Origin of the sequence: Sphingomonas kyeonggiensis (assembly GCF_014196745.1) — a bacterium.
GTDB lineage: Bacteria > Pseudomonadota > Alphaproteobacteria > Sphingomonadales > Sphingomonadaceae > Sphingomonas > Sphingomonas kyeonggiensis.
Window position 1 is genome coordinate 233,808 of sequence record NZ_JACIEH010000005.1, and the last position, 17,449, is coordinate 251,256.

Annotated in this window: 23 protein-coding genes and 1 pseudogene; 11 read left to right on the forward strand and 13 right to left on the reverse strand. The window is 66.1% G+C overall.

Features of this window, described 5'->3' with window-relative positions; genetic code table 11:
- From rsmH to GGR46_RS23975, 4 genes are all read right to left on the reverse strand, one after another.
- A complete protein-coding gene (gene rsmH / locus GGR46_RS23960) occupies positions 1 to 954 on the reverse strand; it encodes a 16S rRNA (cytosine(1402)-N(4))-methyltransferase RsmH (RefSeq protein ID WP_184000599.1) in 954 nt (317 codons plus the stop codon).
- Positions 951 to 1,436: a division/cell wall cluster transcriptional repressor MraZ gene (locus GGR46_RS23965; protein WP_184000600.1), complete on the reverse strand. Its 486-nt coding sequence runs from the start codon at positions 1,434 to 1,436 to the stop codon at positions 951 to 953. Before GGR46_RS23965 ends, rsmH begins: the two co-directional genes overlap by 4 nt.
- Positions 1,437 to 2,084: 648 nt before the next feature.
- On the reverse strand, positions 2,085 to 2,378 hold the full coding sequence (locus GGR46_RS23970; RefSeq protein WP_184000601.1) for a hypothetical protein: 294 nt from the start codon (positions 2,376 to 2,378) through the stop codon (positions 2,085 to 2,087).
- An 84-nt stretch (positions 2,379 to 2,462) separates the two neighbouring features.
- Positions 2,463 to 3,455: a cysteine synthase A gene (locus tag GGR46_RS23975; protein ID WP_184000602.1), complete on the reverse strand. Its 993-nt coding sequence runs from the start codon at positions 3,453 to 3,455 to the stop codon at positions 2,463 to 2,465.
- Positions 3,456 to 3,623: 168 nt separating this feature from the next.
- Here GGR46_RS23975 and GGR46_RS23980 point away from each other — a divergent pair, with 168 nt between their 5' ends.
- Positions 3,624 to 3,827 (forward strand): RAG2 PHD domain containing protein, encoded by a 204-nt coding sequence (locus GGR46_RS23980; RefSeq protein ID WP_184000603.1) that lies wholly within the window; start codon positions 3,624 to 3,626, stop codon positions 3,825 to 3,827.
- Positions 3,828 to 3,960: 133 nt separating this feature from the next.
- A complete protein-coding gene (locus GGR46_RS23985) occupies positions 3,961 to 4,428 on the forward strand; it encodes an SAM-dependent methyltransferase (RefSeq protein ID WP_184000604.1) in 468 nt (155 codons plus the stop codon).
- Here GGR46_RS23985 and GGR46_RS23990 read toward each other — a convergent pair.
- A complete protein-coding gene (locus GGR46_RS23990; RefSeq protein WP_184000605.1) occupies positions 4,425 to 4,757 on the reverse strand; it encodes an Mpo1-like protein in 333 nt (110 codons plus the stop codon). The genes GGR46_RS23985 and GGR46_RS23990 overlap by 4 nt on opposite strands.
- 69 nt (positions 4,758 to 4,826) lie before the next feature.
- On the opposite strand from GGR46_RS23990, the gene GGR46_RS23995 reads away from it, so the two are divergent.
- The 3 genes from GGR46_RS23995 to GGR46_RS24005 are packed head-to-tail and all read left to right on the forward strand — an operon-like array spanning position 4,827 to position 5,970.
- Positions 4,827 to 5,093: a type II toxin-antitoxin system VapB family antitoxin gene (locus GGR46_RS23995; RefSeq protein WP_184000606.1), complete on the forward strand. Its 267-nt coding sequence runs from the start codon at positions 4,827 to 4,829 to the stop codon at positions 5,091 to 5,093.
- 20 nt (positions 5,094 to 5,113) lie between these two features.
- Positions 5,114 to 5,476, forward strand: coding sequence for a type II toxin-antitoxin system VapC family toxin (locus GGR46_RS24000; RefSeq protein ID WP_246426339.1), 363 nt, complete (start codon positions 5,114 to 5,116; stop codon positions 5,474 to 5,476).
- Positions 5,473 to 5,970: a DNA-deoxyinosine glycosylase gene (locus tag GGR46_RS24005; RefSeq protein WP_184000608.1), complete on the forward strand. Its 498-nt coding sequence runs from the start codon at positions 5,473 to 5,475 to the stop codon at positions 5,968 to 5,970. The genes GGR46_RS24000 and GGR46_RS24005 overlap by 4 nt, the downstream gene beginning before the upstream one ends.
- A 21-nt stretch (positions 5,971 to 5,991) precedes the next feature.
- Here GGR46_RS24005 and GGR46_RS24010 read toward each other — a convergent pair whose 3' ends face one another.
- A complete protein-coding gene (locus GGR46_RS24010) occupies positions 5,992 to 6,501 on the reverse strand; it encodes a hypothetical protein (protein ID WP_184000609.1) in 510 nt (169 codons plus the stop codon).
- Between the two features lie 161 nt (positions 6,502 to 6,662).
- Here GGR46_RS24010 and GGR46_RS24015 point away from each other — a divergent pair, with 161 nt between their 5' ends.
- The 4 genes from GGR46_RS24015 to aat all read left to right on the forward strand — a co-directional run bounded on the left by GGR46_RS24015 (position 6,663) and on the right by aat (position 10,105).
- On the forward strand, positions 6,663 to 8,033 hold the full coding sequence (locus GGR46_RS24015) for a Y-family DNA polymerase (RefSeq protein WP_343058342.1): 1,371 nt from the start codon (positions 6,663 to 6,665) through the stop codon (positions 8,031 to 8,033).
- A gap of 157 nt (positions 8,034 to 8,190) precedes the next feature.
- A complete protein-coding gene (locus GGR46_RS24020) occupies positions 8,191 to 8,538 on the forward strand; it encodes a hypothetical protein (protein ID WP_343058343.1) in 348 nt (115 codons plus the stop codon).
- 89 nt (positions 8,539 to 8,627) lie between these two features.
- On the forward strand, positions 8,628 to 9,353 hold the full coding sequence (locus tag GGR46_RS24025) for an AAA family ATPase (RefSeq protein WP_184000612.1): 726 nt from the start codon (positions 8,628 to 8,630) through the stop codon (positions 9,351 to 9,353).
- Positions 9,350 to 10,105, forward strand: coding sequence for a leucyl/phenylalanyl-tRNA--protein transferase (gene aat, locus GGR46_RS24030; RefSeq protein ID WP_184000613.1), 756 nt, complete (start codon positions 9,350 to 9,352; stop codon positions 10,103 to 10,105). Before GGR46_RS24025 ends, aat begins: the two co-directional genes overlap by 4 nt.
- 35 nt (positions 10,106 to 10,140) lie before the next feature.
- On the opposite strand, the pseudogene GGR46_RS25895 reads toward aat, so the two are convergent.
- From GGR46_RS25895 to GGR46_RS24055, 5 genes and pseudogenes are all read right to left on the reverse strand, one after another.
- Positions 10,141 to 10,572, reverse strand: a pseudogene (locus GGR46_RS25895) (DUF2155 domain-containing protein); the annotation flags it as partial.
- Positions 10,569 to 10,961 carry an NADH:ubiquinone oxidoreductase subunit NDUFA12 gene (locus GGR46_RS24040; protein WP_184000614.1) on the reverse strand — a complete coding sequence of 131 codons (393 nt, stop codon included), beginning with the start codon at positions 10,959 to 10,961 and terminating at the stop codon, positions 10,569 to 10,571. The gene GGR46_RS24040 and the pseudogene GGR46_RS25895, both read right to left, overlap by 4 nt.
- A gap of 57 nt (positions 10,962 to 11,018) precedes the next feature.
- On the reverse strand, positions 11,019 to 11,510 hold the full coding sequence (locus GGR46_RS24045) for a DUF192 domain-containing protein (RefSeq protein WP_184000615.1): 492 nt from the start codon (positions 11,508 to 11,510) through the stop codon (positions 11,019 to 11,021).
- 4 nt (positions 11,511 to 11,514) lie between these two features.
- A complete protein-coding gene (locus GGR46_RS24050) occupies positions 11,515 to 12,099 on the reverse strand; it encodes a cold-shock protein (RefSeq protein ID WP_184000616.1) in 585 nt (194 codons plus the stop codon).
- 72 nt (positions 12,100 to 12,171) lie between these two features.
- Positions 12,172 to 12,708 (reverse strand): regulatory protein RecX, encoded by a 537-nt coding sequence (locus tag GGR46_RS24055; RefSeq protein WP_184000617.1) that lies wholly within the window; start codon positions 12,706 to 12,708, stop codon positions 12,172 to 12,174.
- A gap of 120 nt (positions 12,709 to 12,828) precedes the next feature.
- Here GGR46_RS24055 and GGR46_RS24060 point away from each other — a divergent pair, with 120 nt between their 5' ends.
- Positions 12,829 to 14,601 carry a fatty acyl-AMP ligase gene (locus GGR46_RS24060; protein ID WP_184000618.1) on the forward strand — a complete coding sequence of 591 codons (1,773 nt, stop codon included), beginning with the start codon at positions 12,829 to 12,831 and terminating at the stop codon, positions 14,599 to 14,601.
- Positions 14,602 to 14,896: 295 nt separating this feature from the next.
- On the opposite strand, the gene GGR46_RS24065 is transcribed toward GGR46_RS24060, so the two are convergent.
- Positions 14,897 to 15,466, reverse strand: a complete 570-nt coding sequence (locus GGR46_RS24065) for a TetR/AcrR family transcriptional regulator (RefSeq protein ID WP_184000619.1) — start codon at positions 15,464 to 15,466, stop codon at positions 14,897 to 14,899.
- 43 nt (positions 15,467 to 15,509) lie between these two features.
- On the opposite strand from GGR46_RS24065, the gene GGR46_RS24070 reads away from it, so the two are divergent.
- Complete coding sequence (locus GGR46_RS24070; RefSeq protein WP_184000620.1) at positions 15,510 to 16,877, forward strand: 8'-apo-carotenoid 13,14-cleaving dioxygenase; 1,368 nt, start codon at positions 15,510 to 15,512, stop codon at positions 16,875 to 16,877.
- 40 nt (positions 16,878 to 16,917) lie between these two features.
- On the opposite strand, the gene GGR46_RS24075 is transcribed toward GGR46_RS24070, so the two are convergent.
- Positions 16,918 to 17,442 (reverse strand): hypothetical protein, encoded by a 525-nt coding sequence (locus GGR46_RS24075; RefSeq protein ID WP_184000621.1) that lies wholly within the window; start codon positions 17,440 to 17,442, stop codon positions 16,918 to 16,920.
- Positions 17,443 to 17,449 lie beyond the last annotated feature (7 nt).

Here is a 17,449-nt window from a genome sequence, read left to right on the forward strand (position 1 = left end):
TTACGCTACTCCTTCACTACCCCACGGCGCCGCCGCGGTGCGCAGCGCCACGCGCAGCGTCGCCGAACGGGCACGCGGATTACGGGCAACCTCCTCGTCGCTCGGCTTCACGGCCTTGGCGGGAGGTTCGAAACTGGGTTCGGCACGCGGGCCGACTGCCGGGCGGTGGCGCGAACCGGCGGGCTCGCTGCCGCTGCGCTCGCGCAGGAAGCGCTTCACGAGGCGATCCTCCAGGCTGTGGAAGGTCACCACCGCCAGCCGGCCGCCGGGCTTGAGCACGCGCTCGGCCGCGGCTAGGCCTTCCGCCAACTCGTCGAGCTCGCGGTTGATGAAGATGCGCACCGCCTGGAAGGTCCGGGTCGACGGGTCCTTCTTGTCGTGCGGCTTGTAACCCAGCGCCTTGCGGACGACGTTCGCCAGGTCGGTGGTGGTCACCAGCGGGCGCGCACGCACGATCGCGCTGGCGACGCGGCGCGAGCGCGGTTCCTCGCCATATTGGTAGAGGATGTCGGCGATCTCGCTCTCATCCGCTTCGTTCAGCCACTCGGCCGCGGTCATCCCCTCGCCGGCCATGCGCATGTCGAGCGGCCCTTCCTGCTGGAAGGAGAAGCCGCGCTCGGCCTGGTCGAGCTGCATCGACGACACGCCGATGTCCATGGTCAGGCCGTCGACCGGCACCAGGCCGCGATGCTCGAGCTCCTGCTCCAGCTGGCTGAATGGCGCCTCGATCAGGATCAGGCGGCCGTTCGCCGCGGCAACGAGGGTTTGGCCGCCTTCGATCGCACGGGGGTCGCGATCGAAGGCGGCCACCTCGGCACCCCGCTCGAGGATGGCGCTGGTGTAACCCCCCGCTCCGAAGGTACAGTCGACATGACGCTCGCCGGGCACGGGGGCGAGGCCGTCGACCACTTCGTGGAGCAGGACGGGAATGTGGGGCTCGGTCGGGGAGCTCACAGCGTGACTCCCTTGGCCTGACACAGATATTCGCAGATCTCGCGCAGCGTGGGGTCTGCGTCGGGATCGCCCATCAGGCGCTCGGGCGCCCAGATGTCGAAGGTTTCGCCGCTGCCGTAGAACAGCGCCCATTTCTGGATGCCCGCCTTCATGCGGAAGAAGGGCGGGATCACGAAGCGACCGGAATCGTCGAACGGGGCCTTCTCGACCTGGCCGAAGGCGCGGCGCTTGGCGCGCGGGTCGGCGTCCTCGCCGCGATCGGCTGCCTGCTGCTCCTTGCGGTCGAGGCGCTCATACTTCTCCTTGGACCAGGAGAGGTCGTGCGCCGACAGGCACGGGTCGAAAGGATGCAGGCCAACCACGATCTGGCGGATGTCGGAATTGCGCTCGGCGGCGGCGCGCAGGTCTGCGGGGATGGCGACACGACCCTTCTGGTCGACCGCCTGGAGCGCAAATCCCTCGAAGAGCTCCCTGTCCGCCACGTCACTACCCCAATGGGCACGACTTTCCCGCCTCCGGAATCAACCCCCACGGTCGCTCCGGCGCTTTCGAACTGACGGAAAAAGGGCGTGCCCCCTCTTAAGCATTCTTTTTAGCAGAAATGCTCGGGGATTCAACGGGAGAATTGGGGATAGAGCGGGAATTTGCCCCACCAGACCCCATTTTTGAGCGATGTTTTACTTAGAATCGGCTTTTGTTCTCATCTGTTCTCGCGTTTCGCTCCGTAGAACCCGCAATCGCTACGGGTAATTCCTGAAAGTGGGGCCAAATCCCGCCGGATCCCGGGAAAACCGCCCAAGTGGCGCGGTTTCCCGGTTTTCCCCGCCCAGGGACTCGCGGACTTCCCAGCCGCTCCGCCAGACCAGAGCTTGCAAGGAACTGCAGGAATCCTGCGAGTCGCGGAAAGACCCGCGCCGGTTAACCAAGTTTCGCGATAAACAAGGCGCTTTCCGCCCCGATCGCAATGAAATTGTGGATAAACGCACCGCATCTCCCCATCCAGGCCAAGCGTGCGGCATCGCAGACGCGACAGGGCACGTGACTCCAAGGACGGCCCCCCGGCCTTCACCGGGGAAAAGGATCAGGCTGGAAAGGAGCCGGACGGGACAAAATCCCCGACGCGCGCTACCTCAGCGAACTTCGCCGTTCTGCTGCGCCTCTTGCTGCCGCGCGATCTCGGCGGCGTCGGTCTTCTCGGTGGAGGTCGTGCTGGGCGCGGCGCCGAGCTCGGCGAGGGGCTCTTCCTTGATCTTCTCGCCCAGCGTGTTGCCGATCGCAGTCATGTTGGCGACGACGGCCGAATTGGAGGCACCGATCGCGGAGATCGCCTGCTCGCGGTTGGCGGAAGTGAAGACCGCGCTCGCAAGCACGATCAGCACCGCCACCATGGCGAGCCCCGTCAGACCAACGCGTACGCGCTGCATCGTCTGGGCAGTATCAGGCGAACCCACACTCATATCTGTTGCATAAATGTAACGCCGAACCGACCCATTGCCAAGATGGGTTGTTCACGCAGCGGCGAGCCACTCCGGCACCGGCAGGCCCTTGGCGGTTAGCCATTCGGCGTTGTAGAGCGTTGAAAGATACCGGAAACCCGTGTCGCACAGGATCGTCGCGATCCGCTTGCCCGGGCCGAGCCGCTTCGCCAGCCGCACCGCGCCCGCCACGTTGATGCCCGAGGAGAGGCCCAGGCAGAGCCCCTCTTCCTTGAGCAACCGCTCGACCCATTCCATGCCCTCGGCATCGGAGATGCGGAACTGGGCGTCGATCGGCGCGCCCTCGAGATTGCCGGTGATGCGGCCCTGGCCGATGCCCTCGGCGACCGAGCTGCCCTCGGCCTTGAGCTCGCCACAGGCATAATAGCTGTAAAGCGCAGCACCGTGCGGATCGCTCAGCGCGATGACGACCTTCTCGTCCTTGGCCTTGAGGCCCAGCCCGACGCCGGCGATCGTGCCGCCGGTGCCCGCGGCACAGGTGAAGCCGTCGATCCGGCCGTCCATCTGCGTCCAGATCTCCTCGGCGGTGCCGACGATATGGGCGCGGCGATTGGCGATATTGTCGAACTGGTTGGCCCAGATCGCGTTCGGCGTCTCCTCGGCGATACGGCGCGAGGTGTGGACGAAATGGCCGGGGTTCGAATAGGGCGCCGCCGGCACCAGCACCAGCTCGGCGCCGAGCGCCCGGAGGGTGTCCATCTTCTCGCGGCTCTGCGTCTCGGGCATCACGATGATCGTGCGATAGCCCTTGGCGTTGGCGACCAGCGCCAGGCCGATGCCGGTATTGCCGGCCGTGCCCTCGACGATGCAGCCGCCCGGCTGGATCGCCCCGCGCTCCTCGGCATCCTTGACGATGAACAGCGCGGCGCGGTCCTTCACCGAGGCGCCGGGATTGGCGAACTCGCACTTGCCGTAGATGTCGCAGCCAGTGGCCTCGCTCGGCCCTTTCAGGCGCACCAGCGGCGTGTTGCCGATGAGCGCCAGCGTGTCGGATGTCGCATGCATGGGCGCTAGATGGAGGGGATTGCCGCGCACCGCAAGCAAGTGCTGACAGGGGCGCGAGAAGCACGGCTTTCCGCCTTTACGGAACCCTTATGCCCGGGCCCGAAATTCGTCTCGAAGCTTAACGGCCCCGCCCCCTATCTCGCACTCCGGTTCACAGATGGAGTGCATATGGTTTCGCGTTCCGAACACATCCTGCGCGTCGGCCAGGATACCGAAGGCCATTGGGTGGTGCAGGAGCAGGATGGCATGCTCGAGGGGCTGTTCCGCTCGCGCGATGCGGCGATCCGCTTCGCCCTGTCCGAGTGCCGCGCCTTTCCGGGCTCGCGCATGGTGCTGGCCACCACGCCGCTCCACTCGATCCTGTCGCACTGATGCATGATCGCGCTGCTCGCACTCGCCTGCGCGCTGCTCGTCCGGCTTCCGACGAGCCCTGCGCCCCACCCCACCGCCGGATTCCGGGATCCCTGTCGCTGAGGACCCGCCCGATTTCCCAGGAGAAAGACCAATGACCGCCACCCAATTCTCGCTCGGCGGGCTGCTGCGCCGCGCGGGCCTGTCGACCGAACCCGGAGGATCGCGACACGGTCCTTGCGACGCCCGCATCGCCCGCGCACTCGCCGAATTCCGCAACCATGGCCACCGCTCGGTACGCATGCTCGACCTCGACTGCGCCGATGGCGGTCGCCTCCTCCGCGCTGCGGAAAAGGCCCGCGAGCTGGGCTTCGTCTCCATCGAGGGCCGCGGCGTATCGCTCTGGACCGCCGGTGTCCGCCACGCCCGCTGGCAGGCCGAGCTTGCCGCCCACCCTTCCACCGACCTGCATTTCGAGATCGCCGAGCCGATCGCCGCGCTCGCCTCCGAGCATGACGGCGCCGCCGACCTGATCTTCCTCTCCGAAGCGATGCCCTACCCGTGCAGCCCGCTGGGCGGCGCGCTGGCCCGCCTCGGCGGCAAGGTACTCGCCGAGGGCTAGGCGGGAACGCCCGCCCGGGCGAGATGCGCGTCGAGCCGGCCGCCGAACCACAGGAAGAACATCCGATAGTCCGAGACCAGCGACCAGAGCGGATAGGTGAAGGTCGCCGGCCGGTTCTTCTCGACGCCGAAATGCGCCGCCCAGGCAAAGCCGTATCCTGCCAGCGGAATCGCCAGCCACCACCACCAGCCCGCCCCGCCCAGTGCGAGCAGCAGGAACCACAGGGTCAGGATCGTGCCGACATAGTGCATCCCCCGCGTCCACGGCTTCGCATGCTCGCGCAGGTAGAAGGGCCAGAAGTCGCGATAGCTGCTGATCTTGTCTGCCATGTCGTGAAGCTACACCCGTTTCGTCCCCTTGCAAGCCATGGTAGAAAGGCAGGCACCGGAGGTAGAAAGATGGGCGCGCAGCTCAACATCAAGGACGCGGAGACGATCCGCTTGGCCCGGGAACTGGCCGAGGCGACCGGCCAGCCGATCACCCAGGCGATCCGCGCCGCGCTCGAGCGCGAGCTGCAGCGGCGTGAAGAGGAAATCCAGGAAACGATCCGCCGGGTCAACGAGATCGTCGCCGAGTTCCAGCACGACATGCCTGAGGAATGGCGTGGCAAGACCTCCAGGGAAATCATGGACTCGATCTATGATGAGGACGGTCTGCCAAAATGATTGTCGATACCTCGGCGATCATGGCGATCCTGCTCGACGAACCGGAAAAGCCTGACTTTGTCGAGAAGCTGGCAAGGGCCTTTGCCTGTCAGGTTTCGGCCGGCACCTGGATCGAGCTTTCGGCGGTTCAAGTCCGTGGCAATCGCGATTACCAACGTGCGCTGGCCGGACTGGTGGCCGAGTTCCGTATCGCGATTGCCCCTGTCACTGTCGAGCAGGCGAAGATCGGCCACGCCGCCTATCGGGAATACGGCCAGGGCTCCGGCCACCGAGCCCGCCTCAACTTCGGCGACTGCTTCGCCTATGCCCTGGCCAGGGCGACCGGCGAGCCCCTGCTCTTCAAGGGCGACGATTTCGCGCAGACCGACGTCATCGCCGCGTGACCGACCGCAAGCACAGCTTCCCGCCCGTCGTCGATGCGCGCACCCGTCTGCTCGTCCTCGGCTCGCTCCCCGGCGAACGCTCACTCGCCGAGCAGCGTTATTATGCCCATCCCCAGAACCAGTTCTGGCGACTGATCTCTCCCGCCGCCGGCCGCGACCTCGCCGCGCTCGACTATCCGGACCGCCTCGCCGCGCTGCGAGAAGCGCATATTGGGCTGTGGGACGTGGTCGCCAGCGCCCGGCGCACCGGCAGCACCGACGCTGCGCTTCGCGATGTCGAGGGCCATGATATCGTCGCCCTCGCCGCCACCCTGCCGGATCTGCGCGGCATCGCCTTCAATGGCGGCACGGCCTTCCGCACCGGCTCGAAGCAACTCGGCATGGCAGCGGACCGCTACACGATCCTCGCCCTGCCCTCGTCGAGCCCACTCCACACGATTGGCTTCGAGAAGAAGCTTCCGCACTGGGAGGCGCTGCGCAACCTGCTCGAATGAGCCGGTTCAGCGGGGCGCGATCTAGCGGGCGTTGGCCACCGCATCCGCAGCGTTGTCCGCCGCATTCCCCGGCTCCACCGGCTGCGAGTTCAACCCGTCCGCTGGCCGCTCGCCCGCACAGCCATGGAGCTGGCTGTCGCCGATCCGCACATCGGCGGTCAGCGGCCGCTCGATCGCCGGATCGCCGCTCTCGGTGCAGCGGGCCTTGGTGAAGGTGATCGTCACCGGCGCACCGTCGACATCCTTGGTGTTCCAAACCGCCTTGTCGGCATCGACCTGGGGCGAGACCGGATAGAATTGAACGACGCTGCCCTCGCTCCCGCGCCCGGCGAAGCGGGTGAGCGTGATGGTGCCGGGCGCAACCTCGAGTGACCAGGTCAGCGCATTGTCGGTGGCGCGCAGCGGCTTGTCGAGCGACACTTCGCCCAGATGCGGCCCCCTGGGGCTCGGCTTGGCAACCGGCTCCTCGGCCTTTTCGTTCGATCCGCAGGCCGCGAGCATCAGCACAGCGGCAATGGCAAGTGCGCGCATTGACCATCCCTCCTCCGCGGACCCTGCGCGGTCCCCGCCGCAGCGGTCAAGCGGCGGGGCCAATTCCCGACCCATTACGGCTGTCCTACAGGCAAATGTTCTTGTATTGTTCCGATATGGCCGACCCGATTCCCCTTGCCCCATATCCACCCCATGATTCCGTGGGCGGCGCGCCGTGTCCGGGAACGAGCGCGGATGGTCTCGCGCGTGGATGTCGTGAACTTAGTGAACTTCCAGCCCCGATTCTGGCCTTTCCACCCCGGCCGCTGCGCTGGCTCTATCTCGATCTCAACTCCTATTTCGCCAGCGTCGAGCAGCAGCTGAACCCGGCCCTGCGCGGGCGCCCGGTGATCGTTGCGCCGGTCGACAGCGACACCACCGTTGCCATCGCCGCCTCGGTCCAGGCCAAGAAATACGGCATCTCCACCGGCACCCCGGTCTGGGAAGCAAAGCGCCTGTGCCGCGACCTGCTGATCACCCCCGCCCGGCACGAGAAATATGTCGAGTTCCACGAGGCGATCCTGGCCGAGATCTGGAAGCATGTCCCCGTCACCCATGTCTGCTCGATCGACGAGGTCGCCTGCCGGTTGCTCGACAATGAGAACGGCGCCGAAGCGGCGGTCGCCCTCGCCCACCGGATCAAGGCCAGCATCCGCGCGCAGGTCGGCGAATGCCTGACCAGCTCGGTCGGCATCGCGCCCAACCGCCTGCTCGCCAAGCTCGCCTCGGACATGCAGAAGCCCGACGGGCTGGTGGTGCTCACCGCCGAACGACTGCCCGATTGCCTGTTCGGGCTTCGGCTGCTCGACATCGCCGGCATCGGCGCCAAGATGGAGAAGCGCCTGGCGCAGGACGGCATCCTCGACATCCGCCAATATTGCGCGCGCCGCCCACGCGATGCCGGCAATGCCTGGGGCGGCGTCAATGGCGATCGGCTCTGGTATCTGCTGCACGGCGTCGAGCTGCCCGACAAGCCGACGCAGAGTCGCACGATCGGGCACAGCCATGTCCTGTCGCCCGGCAAGCGCGGATTGGAGCCCACCCGCCTCACTGCGCGCCGCCTCGCGCTTAAGGCGGCCAGCCGGTTGCGCCGCAAGGGCTATCGCGCCTGCCTGCTGGTGCTCCACGGCAAGTTCGAGGACGACAAGTCGAACTGGCGCGCCTCGATCCGGCTGCCGGCGACGCAGGACAGCTTCGTCGTGCTCCATGCGCTCGATCAGCTCTTTCCGCGCCTGGCCGAGGCGGGACGCAACCGCCGGGGCGGATTCCGCCTGCGCATGGTCGGGGTGACCTTGTGCGAGATCGAGGCCGTGGAGGGCGAGCAAGGCTCGCTGTTCGCCGCGCTCGATCCCGACGATCCGCTCGCCCGGGAGACCCGCACGCTCTCGCTCAGCCGCGCGATGGACCGGATTAACCAGAAGTTCGGGCGAAATGCCGTGTCGGTCGGACCGCTGCATGGCGGCAGAATCGACCGAGTAGGCACAAAGATCGCTTTTGGACGTATTCCAGAAATGAGTGAATTCCATGAATGACATCGGTGTCTGTCATCGTATCGCAACATTACGGATGTCATGCTGCAACGCACAATCGTAATGTAACTCTATAACACGAATCGCTTGACGATTCTTTCTTGGTGAACGAAAGCTCCCGCCCGTTATGAAGAAAGCCCCCTTTTTTGCCGCCGCCGCCGTGCTCCTTTCGCTCGCGGCCTGTGAGAACAAGCCTGAGGAAGTGTCTGGCACCGCGCCCGATCCCCAGGCCGAAGCGCTGAAGAACGCTCCCAAGGTGGAGCTGCCGCCGTCGATCGAGACCTCGGTCTCGATGCGCTGCAAGGACAACAGCGTCGTGTTCGCCGATTTCTACAAGGGCGCCAAGCAGGTCCTGATCAAGGAAACCAAGGACGGCCCGGGCACCATGCTCAAGGCGCCGGAAGCTGGCCAGCCCTTCGTCGCCGATGGCGGCTTCAAGGTCACCGGCAACGCCAAGAACGCAACGATCGAAGTTCCGGGCAAGGGCTCGCGCGCCTGCCACGGCTGATCGCAGTACAGAGTATCCAACAAGGGCCGGCGGGCATTCCCGCCGGCCCTTTTTCATGCAAGGCTTGAAGCGGAAGGGAGCGAATCCAGGTGGCAACGGTCGCGATCTACAGCCTCAAGGGCGGCGTCGGTAAGACGACCATGGCGGTCAACCTGGCCTGGGCCTCCGCCACGCTCTCGGCACGCCGCACCCTGCTCTGGGACCTCGATCCCCAGGCCGCCTCCACCTTCCTGCTCGAACCGCATGGCAAGACCCGCGACCAGGCCCAGGCGATCTTCACCAAGGACGTCGCCCCCACCAAGCTGGTCCAGCACACCGGGATCGAGCGGCTCGACCTGATCGGCGCCGACACCTCGCTGCGCGGCCTCGACCTGGTCTTCCACGAGCTCGACAAGAAGAAGCGGCTGGCCAAGCTGCTGGGCGAGCTCGACAAGGCCTATGACCGGATGCTGCTCGATTGCCCGCCGGGCCTCACCGAGACCAGCGAGCAGGTGATGCGCGCCGCCGACCTGATCGTCGTGCCGGTGATCCCCTCCCCGCTCTCCACCCGTGCCTTCGAGGAAGTCTCGGCGCATCTGGGCGGCAAGGTGCCGCTGATGCCGGTGCATGCGATGGTCGATCGCCGGCGGAAACTGCACGCCGAAGCCGTGGCCGCGCACCCCGACTGGCCGGTGATCCCAATGGCCAGCATCGTCGAGTCGATGAGCGTTCGCCGTGCAGCCGTCGGCAGCTTCGCGCCGCGCAGCCCCGGCGCCCAGGCCTTTGCCACGCTGTGGCAGGCGATCGAGCGCCGGCTGGCGGGCAAGAAGCGTTGAGCCGGGCCCAGCCGCCCCAGCAGGAACTCGATCCCGACCTGGTGCTGCGCGCCTATGCCATGGGCGTCTTCCCCATGGCCGACCACCGCACCGCGGCCAGCGTCTATTGGGTCGAGCCCAAGCTGCGCGGCGTCCTGCCACTGGACGGCTTCCACTTCTCCCGCTCGCTCCGCAAGGTCATCCAGTCTGGCCGCTTCCGCCTGACCGTCGATGCCGCGTTCGAACGGATCATCCAGCTCTGCGCCGAAAGCGCCGCCGACCGGCCGGATACCTGGATCAACGGACCGATCGAGCGAGTCTTCCTCGAGCTGCACCGCCGCGGCTTCGCCCATTCGGTCGAGTGCTGGGACGGCGAGACGCTGGCCGGCGGGCTCTACGGCCTGGCGCTCGGCCGCGCGTTCTTCGGCGAATCGATGGTCACCCGCGTGCCCAACGCCTCCAAGGTCGCCTTCGCGCACCTGGTCGCGCGGCTGCAGGCCGGCGGGTTCACGCTATTGGATTGCCAGTTCATCACCGAGCATCTCTCGACTCTCGGCGCGATCGAGATCCCGCGGGACGACTATGTCGCGTTACTGGCCGGTGCGCTGGGCGATTCGGCCGCCGGGCTCTCGGTCGGAGCGCCTTCGGTCGATGGCGACTTCTTCGCGCTGGACGCGTTGCCCGATCCGCTGCCGCCCGCCGCGGGCGCCGGCACGGTGTCCGGTCCACTGTCACGGAAGGTCATCGCGCAGCTCTTGGGCCACACATCGTAGATCGGGTGCTGCACGACGTTGAGCGCCGGCCGCTCGGCGAACAGCCAGCCCGAATGAACGCGGTGCCACTTCTTGTCGACTTCGAGCACATCGACCTGAACAAAGGCGCCGGTCAGCTGGTCCGCTTCCCAGGGCGCGGTCTTGTCGCAGGCCTTGAGGCGGACGATCACATCGCCGATTCGCACGGCCTGGCCCGGCTTCATCTTGAATTCGCGGGCTTCGCCATTGCGCTTGTTCAGGATGCCGAGCACCGCGACACGATCCTTCATCGGCGTCGCCGAGGCATCCTCGATCGCCTTGCCGTCACGATCGACGGTGATCACGTCGGCCGCCCGGCCGCCCGAGTCGCCGGTGGTGACGATCTGATCCGAAGCCGTGTTGTTCGTCGGCCCGCTACCGCCGCCCGAGCATGCACCGAGGGCGAGCAACAACCCCGCCGCGGCAGCTCCGGCGCGGCGCACGGTCATGCGCCGGGGGTCCAGGCCTCATAGTCGCCGGTGGCGCGGGCGCGGTGCCCGCCCTTTTCCAGCGCGCCGCTCGGGCGATAGGCGAGCTGCGAGCCGGTCAGGTTCGGCTCGGCCGGGATTTCCCAGGACTTGGGCGCGGGGAGCGCCTGGTCGGGCGCCGAATCGATCTGGTGGTGCAGCCAGCTGAACCATTCGGGCGGCACGCGGCTCGCATCGTTCGAGCCGCTGTAGATCACCCAGCGGCGTGGAATGCCGTTGGGGTCCTGGCCGCCCTCATAATAGACGTTGCCCAGATTGTCCTCGCCCACACGCGCCTTGCCGCGCAGGCCCATCCAGGTGCCGAAGGTGGCGCCGTTCCACCAGGTGAAGGGATTGAGATTGAGACCCATGGCCGCCGATTAGCGAGGAGCGCGGGGCGAGGCAATGATTACTGCTTCGCCCAGCGATTACTGCTTCGCCCAGCGCACCTTGTCGCCCGCCTTGATGCCGAGCTTCGCCGCGAGACCGGCGTTGATCTCGAGCACCGCCGCCACCGGCTCGCCCGACTTCACATTGTCCTCGGAGAAGGGAGCCGCATTCTCGCCGATACGGGCGATGGTGCCGTCCCCGCGGATGAAGAGGATGTCGAGCGCAGTCGGCGTGTTCTTCATCCAGAAGCTCGCCTCGCGCGGCGCGCCCTCGGCCGGATAGGGCGTGAAGAGCATGCCGCCATCCTGGGGTATGTTGGTACGGAACATCAGCCCCCGCTCCTGCTCCTCGGTGGTGCGGGCCAGCTCGACATGGAAGACGTGCGGGCCACTGGCGCTATCGACCGTGACTTCGGTCTTCTTCGCCACCTGCACCGGCACCGGACCGGATTCCTTGGCGCTCAGCGCCGCGGCCGGGACGAGCAACACCGAAGCGGCGAGTGCCGCTCCCAACCCACGCACGAACTTCATTGTCTCAGCTGGTCCTTTCGACCGCCACCGCGAGCGGTCCTTTTTCGCCATCGACGATGCGCGCGACGAACGGCTGGCCGGGTTCGACCTCCTCGATCTCGGCGCGGCGCAGCGTCTCCATATGGACGAATATATCGGCCGAGTCGGAGTCGCGCACGAGGAATCCATAGCCCTTGAGGCGATTGAACCATTTCACCGTGACCGGCTCGAACGGACCCGCCGAATCGATCATCCGCAGCCGATCGACCCGATCGGCTGGACGCTTCGGCGCCTCGACCGCCTCGCTGAGGTCGATCGAGAGGATCTCCTTCGCCTGCAGGCCCCGCTGGCGCTTGACCGCCGTGCACTCCACCCGAGCCCCCTCGGGCAGCGAGCGCCGGCCATGATCCTGCAACACGGTAAAATGAATCAAGATGTCGCCCACGGCGACGTCGTCAGCCACGAGAAAGCCAAAGCCACGCGTTACATCGAACCACTTCACGACACCGGCAAAGACCTGACCTTCTTCCGTCCGATCCTCGCCAATCCCCCCGTCCAAGTTCGGCGCGTCTGTATAGTCGTTCTGCGCAACCTGTTGGTCAGCACGCATTTTCCTGTTCCCCCGGAGGGTTACCTTAACATAGTATTTTCCATATGGAATTGCCTTTGTGACCGGCTGGTTTCAACTTGGGGCAAGTGTGGCCTCCGGATCATCCCCGGGCGCCATCCGCACGATCGCCCGGGCCAGCGCCGGCGCATGGCCGGCCCGGATCATCGCCGCCATCTGCTTCTCCTGGAGCGGCCGTTCGGCCATTTCGCGCCCGAAGGGACCGATCCGCTTGCGCTTCGCGAAGGCGATCGCGCTCGACACCTCGGCCTCCTCGATCGAGGGGATCAGCGCCGCGGCATCCTCTTCCTCGATACCGGCGAAGCGCAGTGCCTCGCGCACCCGGCGGGCACCCAGCCCCCGCCGCGCCATCGCCCCGGCCTTGGATTCGGCATAGAGCCGATCATTGACATAGCCGAGCCCGGCCATCCGCTCCGCCAAGCCTTCGGGATCGGGCGATTTTTCGCCGTCCCAGCCCCGCTCCCGCAATTTTCGGGACAGATAGGCGGCAAGTTTGGCCCTTGTCGTGGCGTAACGTTCGACATAGCGGAGCGCGAAACGCTCCAGATCGGCGCTATTCAGCGGTGGCAGGGGGCGTCTCGGGTCAGGCATGCGCCATGATTGTGCCACAGTGGCAACCGATTTTGAACGACAGTGCGTAGCAGAGGCTAGCCTCAAAAATTCGTCGTGGGGGCACGACGTTGGCTACCACGCAGGGGCACGGAATAAAGAATGGTATTGGACGTTACGGGATCGCTAGAGGCTGAAAGGGAAGCGGGAACGCTCGCGCCCACGCCTACCGATGACAGCCTGCCGCGTCGCCTTGCGGACTTTGAAACGCTTGGCGAAGCGCTCGACTATGCCGCCCAGGGCATACGCGGGCTCAACTTTCACGACGCGCGCGGCAACCTCGTGCGCCCCTATACCTTCGCGGAGCTGCGTGCCGACGCGCTGAACCAGGCCTATCGCCTGGTCGCCGCCGGCGTGAAGCCCGGCGATCGCATCGCGCTGATCGCGGAGACGGGCACCGAGTTCGCCTCGCTCTTCTTCGGCTGCGTCTATGCCGGCGCCTGGCCGGTGCCGCTGCCGCTGCCGACCAGCTTCGGCGGCGCCCAGTCGTACATCGACCAGCTGACCGTCCAGCTGCAGAGCTGCGACCCGAGCATGCTGTTCTACCCGCCCGAGATCGGCGCGATGTGCGCGGAAGCGGCGCGCGGCCGCAACGTGCCGGGCCTGGACTGGGCCGAATTCGGCCAGCGTGACGCGGCACCGACAACGCTGCCCGAGTCGAAGGGCGAGGACATCGCCTATCTGCAATATTCGAGCGGCTCGACGCGCTTCCCGCACGGCGTGGTGATCACCCATCACGCGCTGCTCAACAACCTGGCCGCGCACAGCCACGGCATGAACGTGACCACGGGCGACCGCTGCGTCTCGTGGCTGCCCTGGTACCATGACATGGGCCTGGTCGGCTGCTTCCTGTCGGTCGTCGCCAACCAGGTCTCGACCGATTATCTGAAGACCGAGGACTTCGCCCGGCGCCCGCTCGCCTGGCTCGACCTCATCAGCCGCAACCAGGGCAGCACGCTCAGCTATTCGCCGACCTTCGGCTACGACATCTGCGCCCGCCGCATGTCGAGCCAGACCAAGGCCAGCGACCGCTTCGACCTGAGCCGCTGGCGCGTCGCCGGCAACGGCGCCGACATGATCCGTCCGGACGTGATGCAGTCGTTCGTCGACGCCTTCGCCGATGCCGGCTTCAAGGCCTCCGCCTTCCTGCCGAGCTATGGCTTGGCCGAGGCGACGCTGGCCGTCTCGATCATGCCGCCGGGCGAAGGCATCGTGGTCGAGCTGGTCGAGGAGACCCAGCTCTCGGGCGGCGACACCGCCCGCGGCGACCGCCCGCAGCGCTTCCGCGCGATCGTCAATTGCGGCGTTCCGGCGCGCGACATGACGATCGAGATCCGCGAGGAGGACGGCACGCCGCTTCCCGAAAAGGCGATCGGCAAGGTCTGGTGCAAGGGCCCGAGCGTGATGGTCGGTTATTTCCGCGACCAGGAATCGACCGACGCCTGCCTGAAGGACGGTTGGCTCGACACCGGCGACATGGGCTACATGAGCGACGGCTACATCTACATCGTCGGCCGCGCCAAGGACATGATCATCATCAACGGCAAGAACCACTGGCCCCAGGATATCGAATGGGCCGTGGAGCAGCTGCCGGCGTTCAAGCAGGGTGACGTTGCCGCCTTTGCGATCACCACCCCGGGCGGCGAAGAGACGCCGGCGGTGCTGGTCCAGTGCCGCACCTCGGACGAGGCCGAGCGCCTGCGCCTGCGCGACGAGATCCGCGAGCGCGTCCGCTCGGTGACCGGCATGAACTGCGTGATCGAGCTGGTGCCGCCGCGCACCCTGCCGCGCACCAGCTCCGGCAAGCTTTCGCGTGCGAAGGCCCGCAACCTCTACCTCAACGGTGAGATCAAGCCCTACGCGCTCGCCGCGTAAGGCGAGGCGATTCCCCTCCCTTCGGGGAGGGGGATCCCTACACAAACGGGCCCCGAGCGCGCGCCCGAAGTTTCCGAAGTTTACACTACGCCGCCCCGGTTCTTCCCCCGCGCGCGTATCGATCGCGCATGCGACAAGGGCGCCACGCAAGAACATTGCGCAGCACGATCCTATTTTTCCAACAGATTCAAGTATCTGACTGAGGTTTCGCATGGCGTTTCGAGCCAAGCAGGCGAAATCCTACATTGCAAGTGACCATCTCCCCTCCCTGCTGGGGAGGGGAACTAGCCAGCCCTCACCACTTCCCCCCGACCACCCGATCGATGATCGCGTCGTCGGCCGGAATCTGCTTGTCGAGCATCAGCATCGCCAGGCCATGGGCACAGGACCAGGCATGGAAGACGATCACCTCGGCGTCGCCGCCATGCTCGGCGGCCGCGGCGCGGGCATTTTCCTTGAGGAACGCCATCGCGCCGTCCTCGTGCGACAGCGCCGAGGAATCCATGTCTGGATTGGCGAAGATCAGCCGGAACAACGCGGGATTGGCGAGCGCGAAGCGGACATAGGCCGCGCCCGTTGCCGCGAAGCCCGCCTTGCCGCCGCCGGCACGCTCGGCCGCTTCGTGCTGCACGTCGGACAGGCGCCGCAGCCCCTCCCCCGCCAGCGCCGTCATCAGCGCCTTCTTGTCCGGGAAGTGCCGGTAGAGCGCCGTCGCGCTGACCCCGACGGTGCGCGCGATCTCGCGCAGGCCAAGGTCGTCGGCGGTGCGCGTCTCGAGCAGCTTGAGCCCGGCCTCGATCGCCGCCGCGCGCAGATCGCCATGATGATAGGCCTTGCCGGCCCCAGATGTTGACACTGTTACCATTGCCCGTTATGTGAACGCTGTAAACATAAGCCAGGAGGCGGCAATGGCAAGCGTGACCGAATTGCTCGACGACACGACCGATCACCCCTTCCTCACCGGCATCCACACGCCGATGCGCGCGGAGCTGACCCTTACCGACCTTCCCGTCACCGGCACCATCCCCCCGGCACTGAACGGGCAGTATATGCGCATCGGCCCCAATCCGGTGAAGCCCGATCCCCAAGGCTATCACTGGTTCATCGGCGACGGCATGGTTCACGGCCTGGCGATCGAAGACGGCAAGGCGCGTTGGTACCGCAACCGCTGGATCCGCTCGACCCCGGCCGCCGCAGCGCTGGGCGAGGCCCCCGCCCCCGGACCGCGCCATGGCCGCTTCGACACGGTGAACACCAATGTGCTGGAGATCGGCGGCGAAATCCTCGCTCTGGTCGAGGCCGGCAGCACGCCGGTGGCGCTGTCGCGCGACATGGAGACCCAGGCCTATTCCGATTTCGGCGGCACGCTGGCCGGCACCTTCACCGCCCATCCCCACCGCGATCCGCTGACCGGCGAGCAGCATGCGATCACCTATGCCGCGATGGTGCCGAACCTGGTGCATCACGTCGTGATCTCGCCCGAGGGCAAGGTGGTGCGCGAGGAGCCGATCACGGTGGAGCATGGCCCGTCGATCCACGACTGCGCCTTCACTGCGCGCTATGCGGTGGTGATGGACCTGCCGGTGACCTTTTCGCTGGCCGAGGCGATGCGGGGCACCCGCTATCCCTATCGCTGGAACCCCGAGCATCGCGCCCGGATCGGCCTACTGACCCGCGACGGACGCGGCGACGATACGATCTGGATCGAGATCGAGCGCTGCTACATCTTCCACACCGCCAACGCATATGACCTGCCCGATGGCCGGGTGGTGCTGGATGCGGTGACCTATGACAGCATGTTCGCCGGCGAGCCGGGCGGGCCAGACCAGAATCCGCGCGGGCTGGAGCGCTTCATCCTCGATCCGGTGGCGCGCACCGCCGAACGGCACATGCTCGACGCGTCTCCCCAGGAATTCCCGCGCCCCGACGAGCGGCTGTTCGGCCAGCCCTATCGTTATGTCTATACAATAGCGCTGGCGGAGGAGCGGTTCGCGATCTCGGGCACGCGGCTCTACAAGCACGACCTCGAGGCGGGCACCCGTCAGGTGCACGAATTCGGCGAGGGCCGGCATCCGGGTGAATTCGTCTTCGTGCCCGCCGCGCCCGATGCCGGCGAGGACGAAGGCTGGCTGATCGGGCTGGTGATCGACCTGCCGCACGAGACGACCGACCTGGTGATCCTCGACGCCCGCGACTTCGAGGGCCCGCCGGTGGCGAGCGTGCGGCTGCCGCACCGCGTGCCGCCTGGGTTCCATGGGAACTGGATCGCGGGGTGAGAGCGAAACCGGTCCCGCGATCACTCAAATGCCAACGAGCTTAACCCTGGGATCCCGGACAGCTTCGCATCGCCTCGAAGAACTTCAGCTCCCGTTGCATGGCCTGAATGCCATTCACACGAGCAAGGGCATTTTCGTATCGCCGAAAATCTTCGCAGAATGTTTTCTTTGCGAGATCGTTCGCACATAGTTTTGTGGTCACGCACCTATCTACAGCCCAAAAGTAACTGGTGAGGGTCTTGGCCTTGCCATTGAATTCCGCTCGAACCGATTCGGATAAATCAGGACCCTCAGCCAATTTCAAAGCTCCAAAGGCCTCGTCGACGGCACCAGGATCATATGAAGTCAGCAATATCTGCGCGATCGCCTGATCACTCTTTTCCTTCTCGCTGAATTCTCTTTGACATTCCTGCAAACCGAAAATGAAGAGGCTTGCTGCTATACCAACGGACTGAGCGATCGTGGCGATCTTGTCCATGCGGCTCTTTCTGGAGCTCTTGCTGGCGGCACAGGTTAATAGAACCAAAGCCAACCCAACAACTATCGCAATCAGCAGCCAAATCATTAGCCCC

Bases quoted from the DNA above. Each gene is read 5' to 3' on its own strand.
- GGR46_RS23990 (WP_184000605.1), bottom strand. From the start codon at position 4,757: ATGGCAGACAAGATCAGCAGCTATCGCGACTTCTGGCCCTTCTACCTG.
- GGR46_RS24060 (WP_184000618.1), top strand. From the start codon at position 12,829: ATGGTATTGGACGTTACGGGATCGCTAGAGGCTGAAAGGGAAGCGGGA.
- GGR46_RS23985 (WP_184000604.1), top strand. From the start codon at position 3,961: ATGACCGCCACCCAATTCTCGCTCGGCGGGCTGCTGCGCCGCGCGGGC.
- GGR46_RS23975 (WP_184000602.1), bottom strand. From the start codon at position 3,455: ATGCATGCGACATCCGACACGCTGGCGCTCATCGGCAACACGCCGCTG.
- GGR46_RS24050 (WP_184000616.1), bottom strand. From the start codon at position 12,099: ATGCGTGCTGACCAACAGGTTGCGCAGAACGACTATACAGACGCGCCG.
- GGR46_RS24045 (WP_184000615.1), bottom strand. From the start codon at position 11,510: ATGAAGTTCGTGCGTGGGTTGGGAGCGGCACTCGCCGCTTCGGTGTTG.
- GGR46_RS23995 (WP_184000606.1), top strand. From the start codon at position 4,827: ATGGGCGCGCAGCTCAACATCAAGGACGCGGAGACGATCCGCTTGGCC.
- GGR46_RS23970 (WP_184000601.1), bottom strand. From the start codon at position 2,378: ATGCAGCGCGTACGCGTTGGTCTGACGGGGCTCGCCATGGTGGCGGTG.
- GGR46_RS24010 (WP_184000609.1), bottom strand. From the start codon at position 6,501: ATGCGCGCACTTGCCATTGCCGCTGTGCTGATGCTCGCGGCCTGCGGA.
- GGR46_RS24055 (WP_184000617.1), bottom strand. From the start codon at position 12,708: ATGCCTGACCCGAGACGCCCCCTGCCACCGCTGAATAGCGCCGATCTG.
- GGR46_RS24075 (WP_184000621.1), bottom strand. From the start codon at position 17,442: ATGATTTGGCTGCTGATTGCGATAGTTGTTGGGTTGGCTTTGGTTCTA.
- GGR46_RS24000 (WP_246426339.1), top strand. From the start codon at position 5,114: ATGGCGATCCTGCTCGACGAACCGGAAAAGCCTGACTTTGTCGAGAAG.
- GGR46_RS24065 (WP_184000619.1), bottom strand. From the start codon at position 15,466: ATGGTAACAGTGTCAACATCTGGGGCCGGCAAGGCCTATCATCATGGC.
- GGR46_RS24040 (WP_184000614.1), bottom strand. From the start codon at position 10,961: ATGGGTCTCAATCTCAATCCCTTCACCTGGTGGAACGGCGCCACCTTC.
- GGR46_RS24070 (WP_184000620.1), top strand. From the start codon at position 15,510: ATGGCAAGCGTGACCGAATTGCTCGACGACACGACCGATCACCCCTTC.
- GGR46_RS23980 (WP_184000603.1), top strand. From the start codon at position 3,624: ATGGTTTCGCGTTCCGAACACATCCTGCGCGTCGGCCAGGATACCGAA.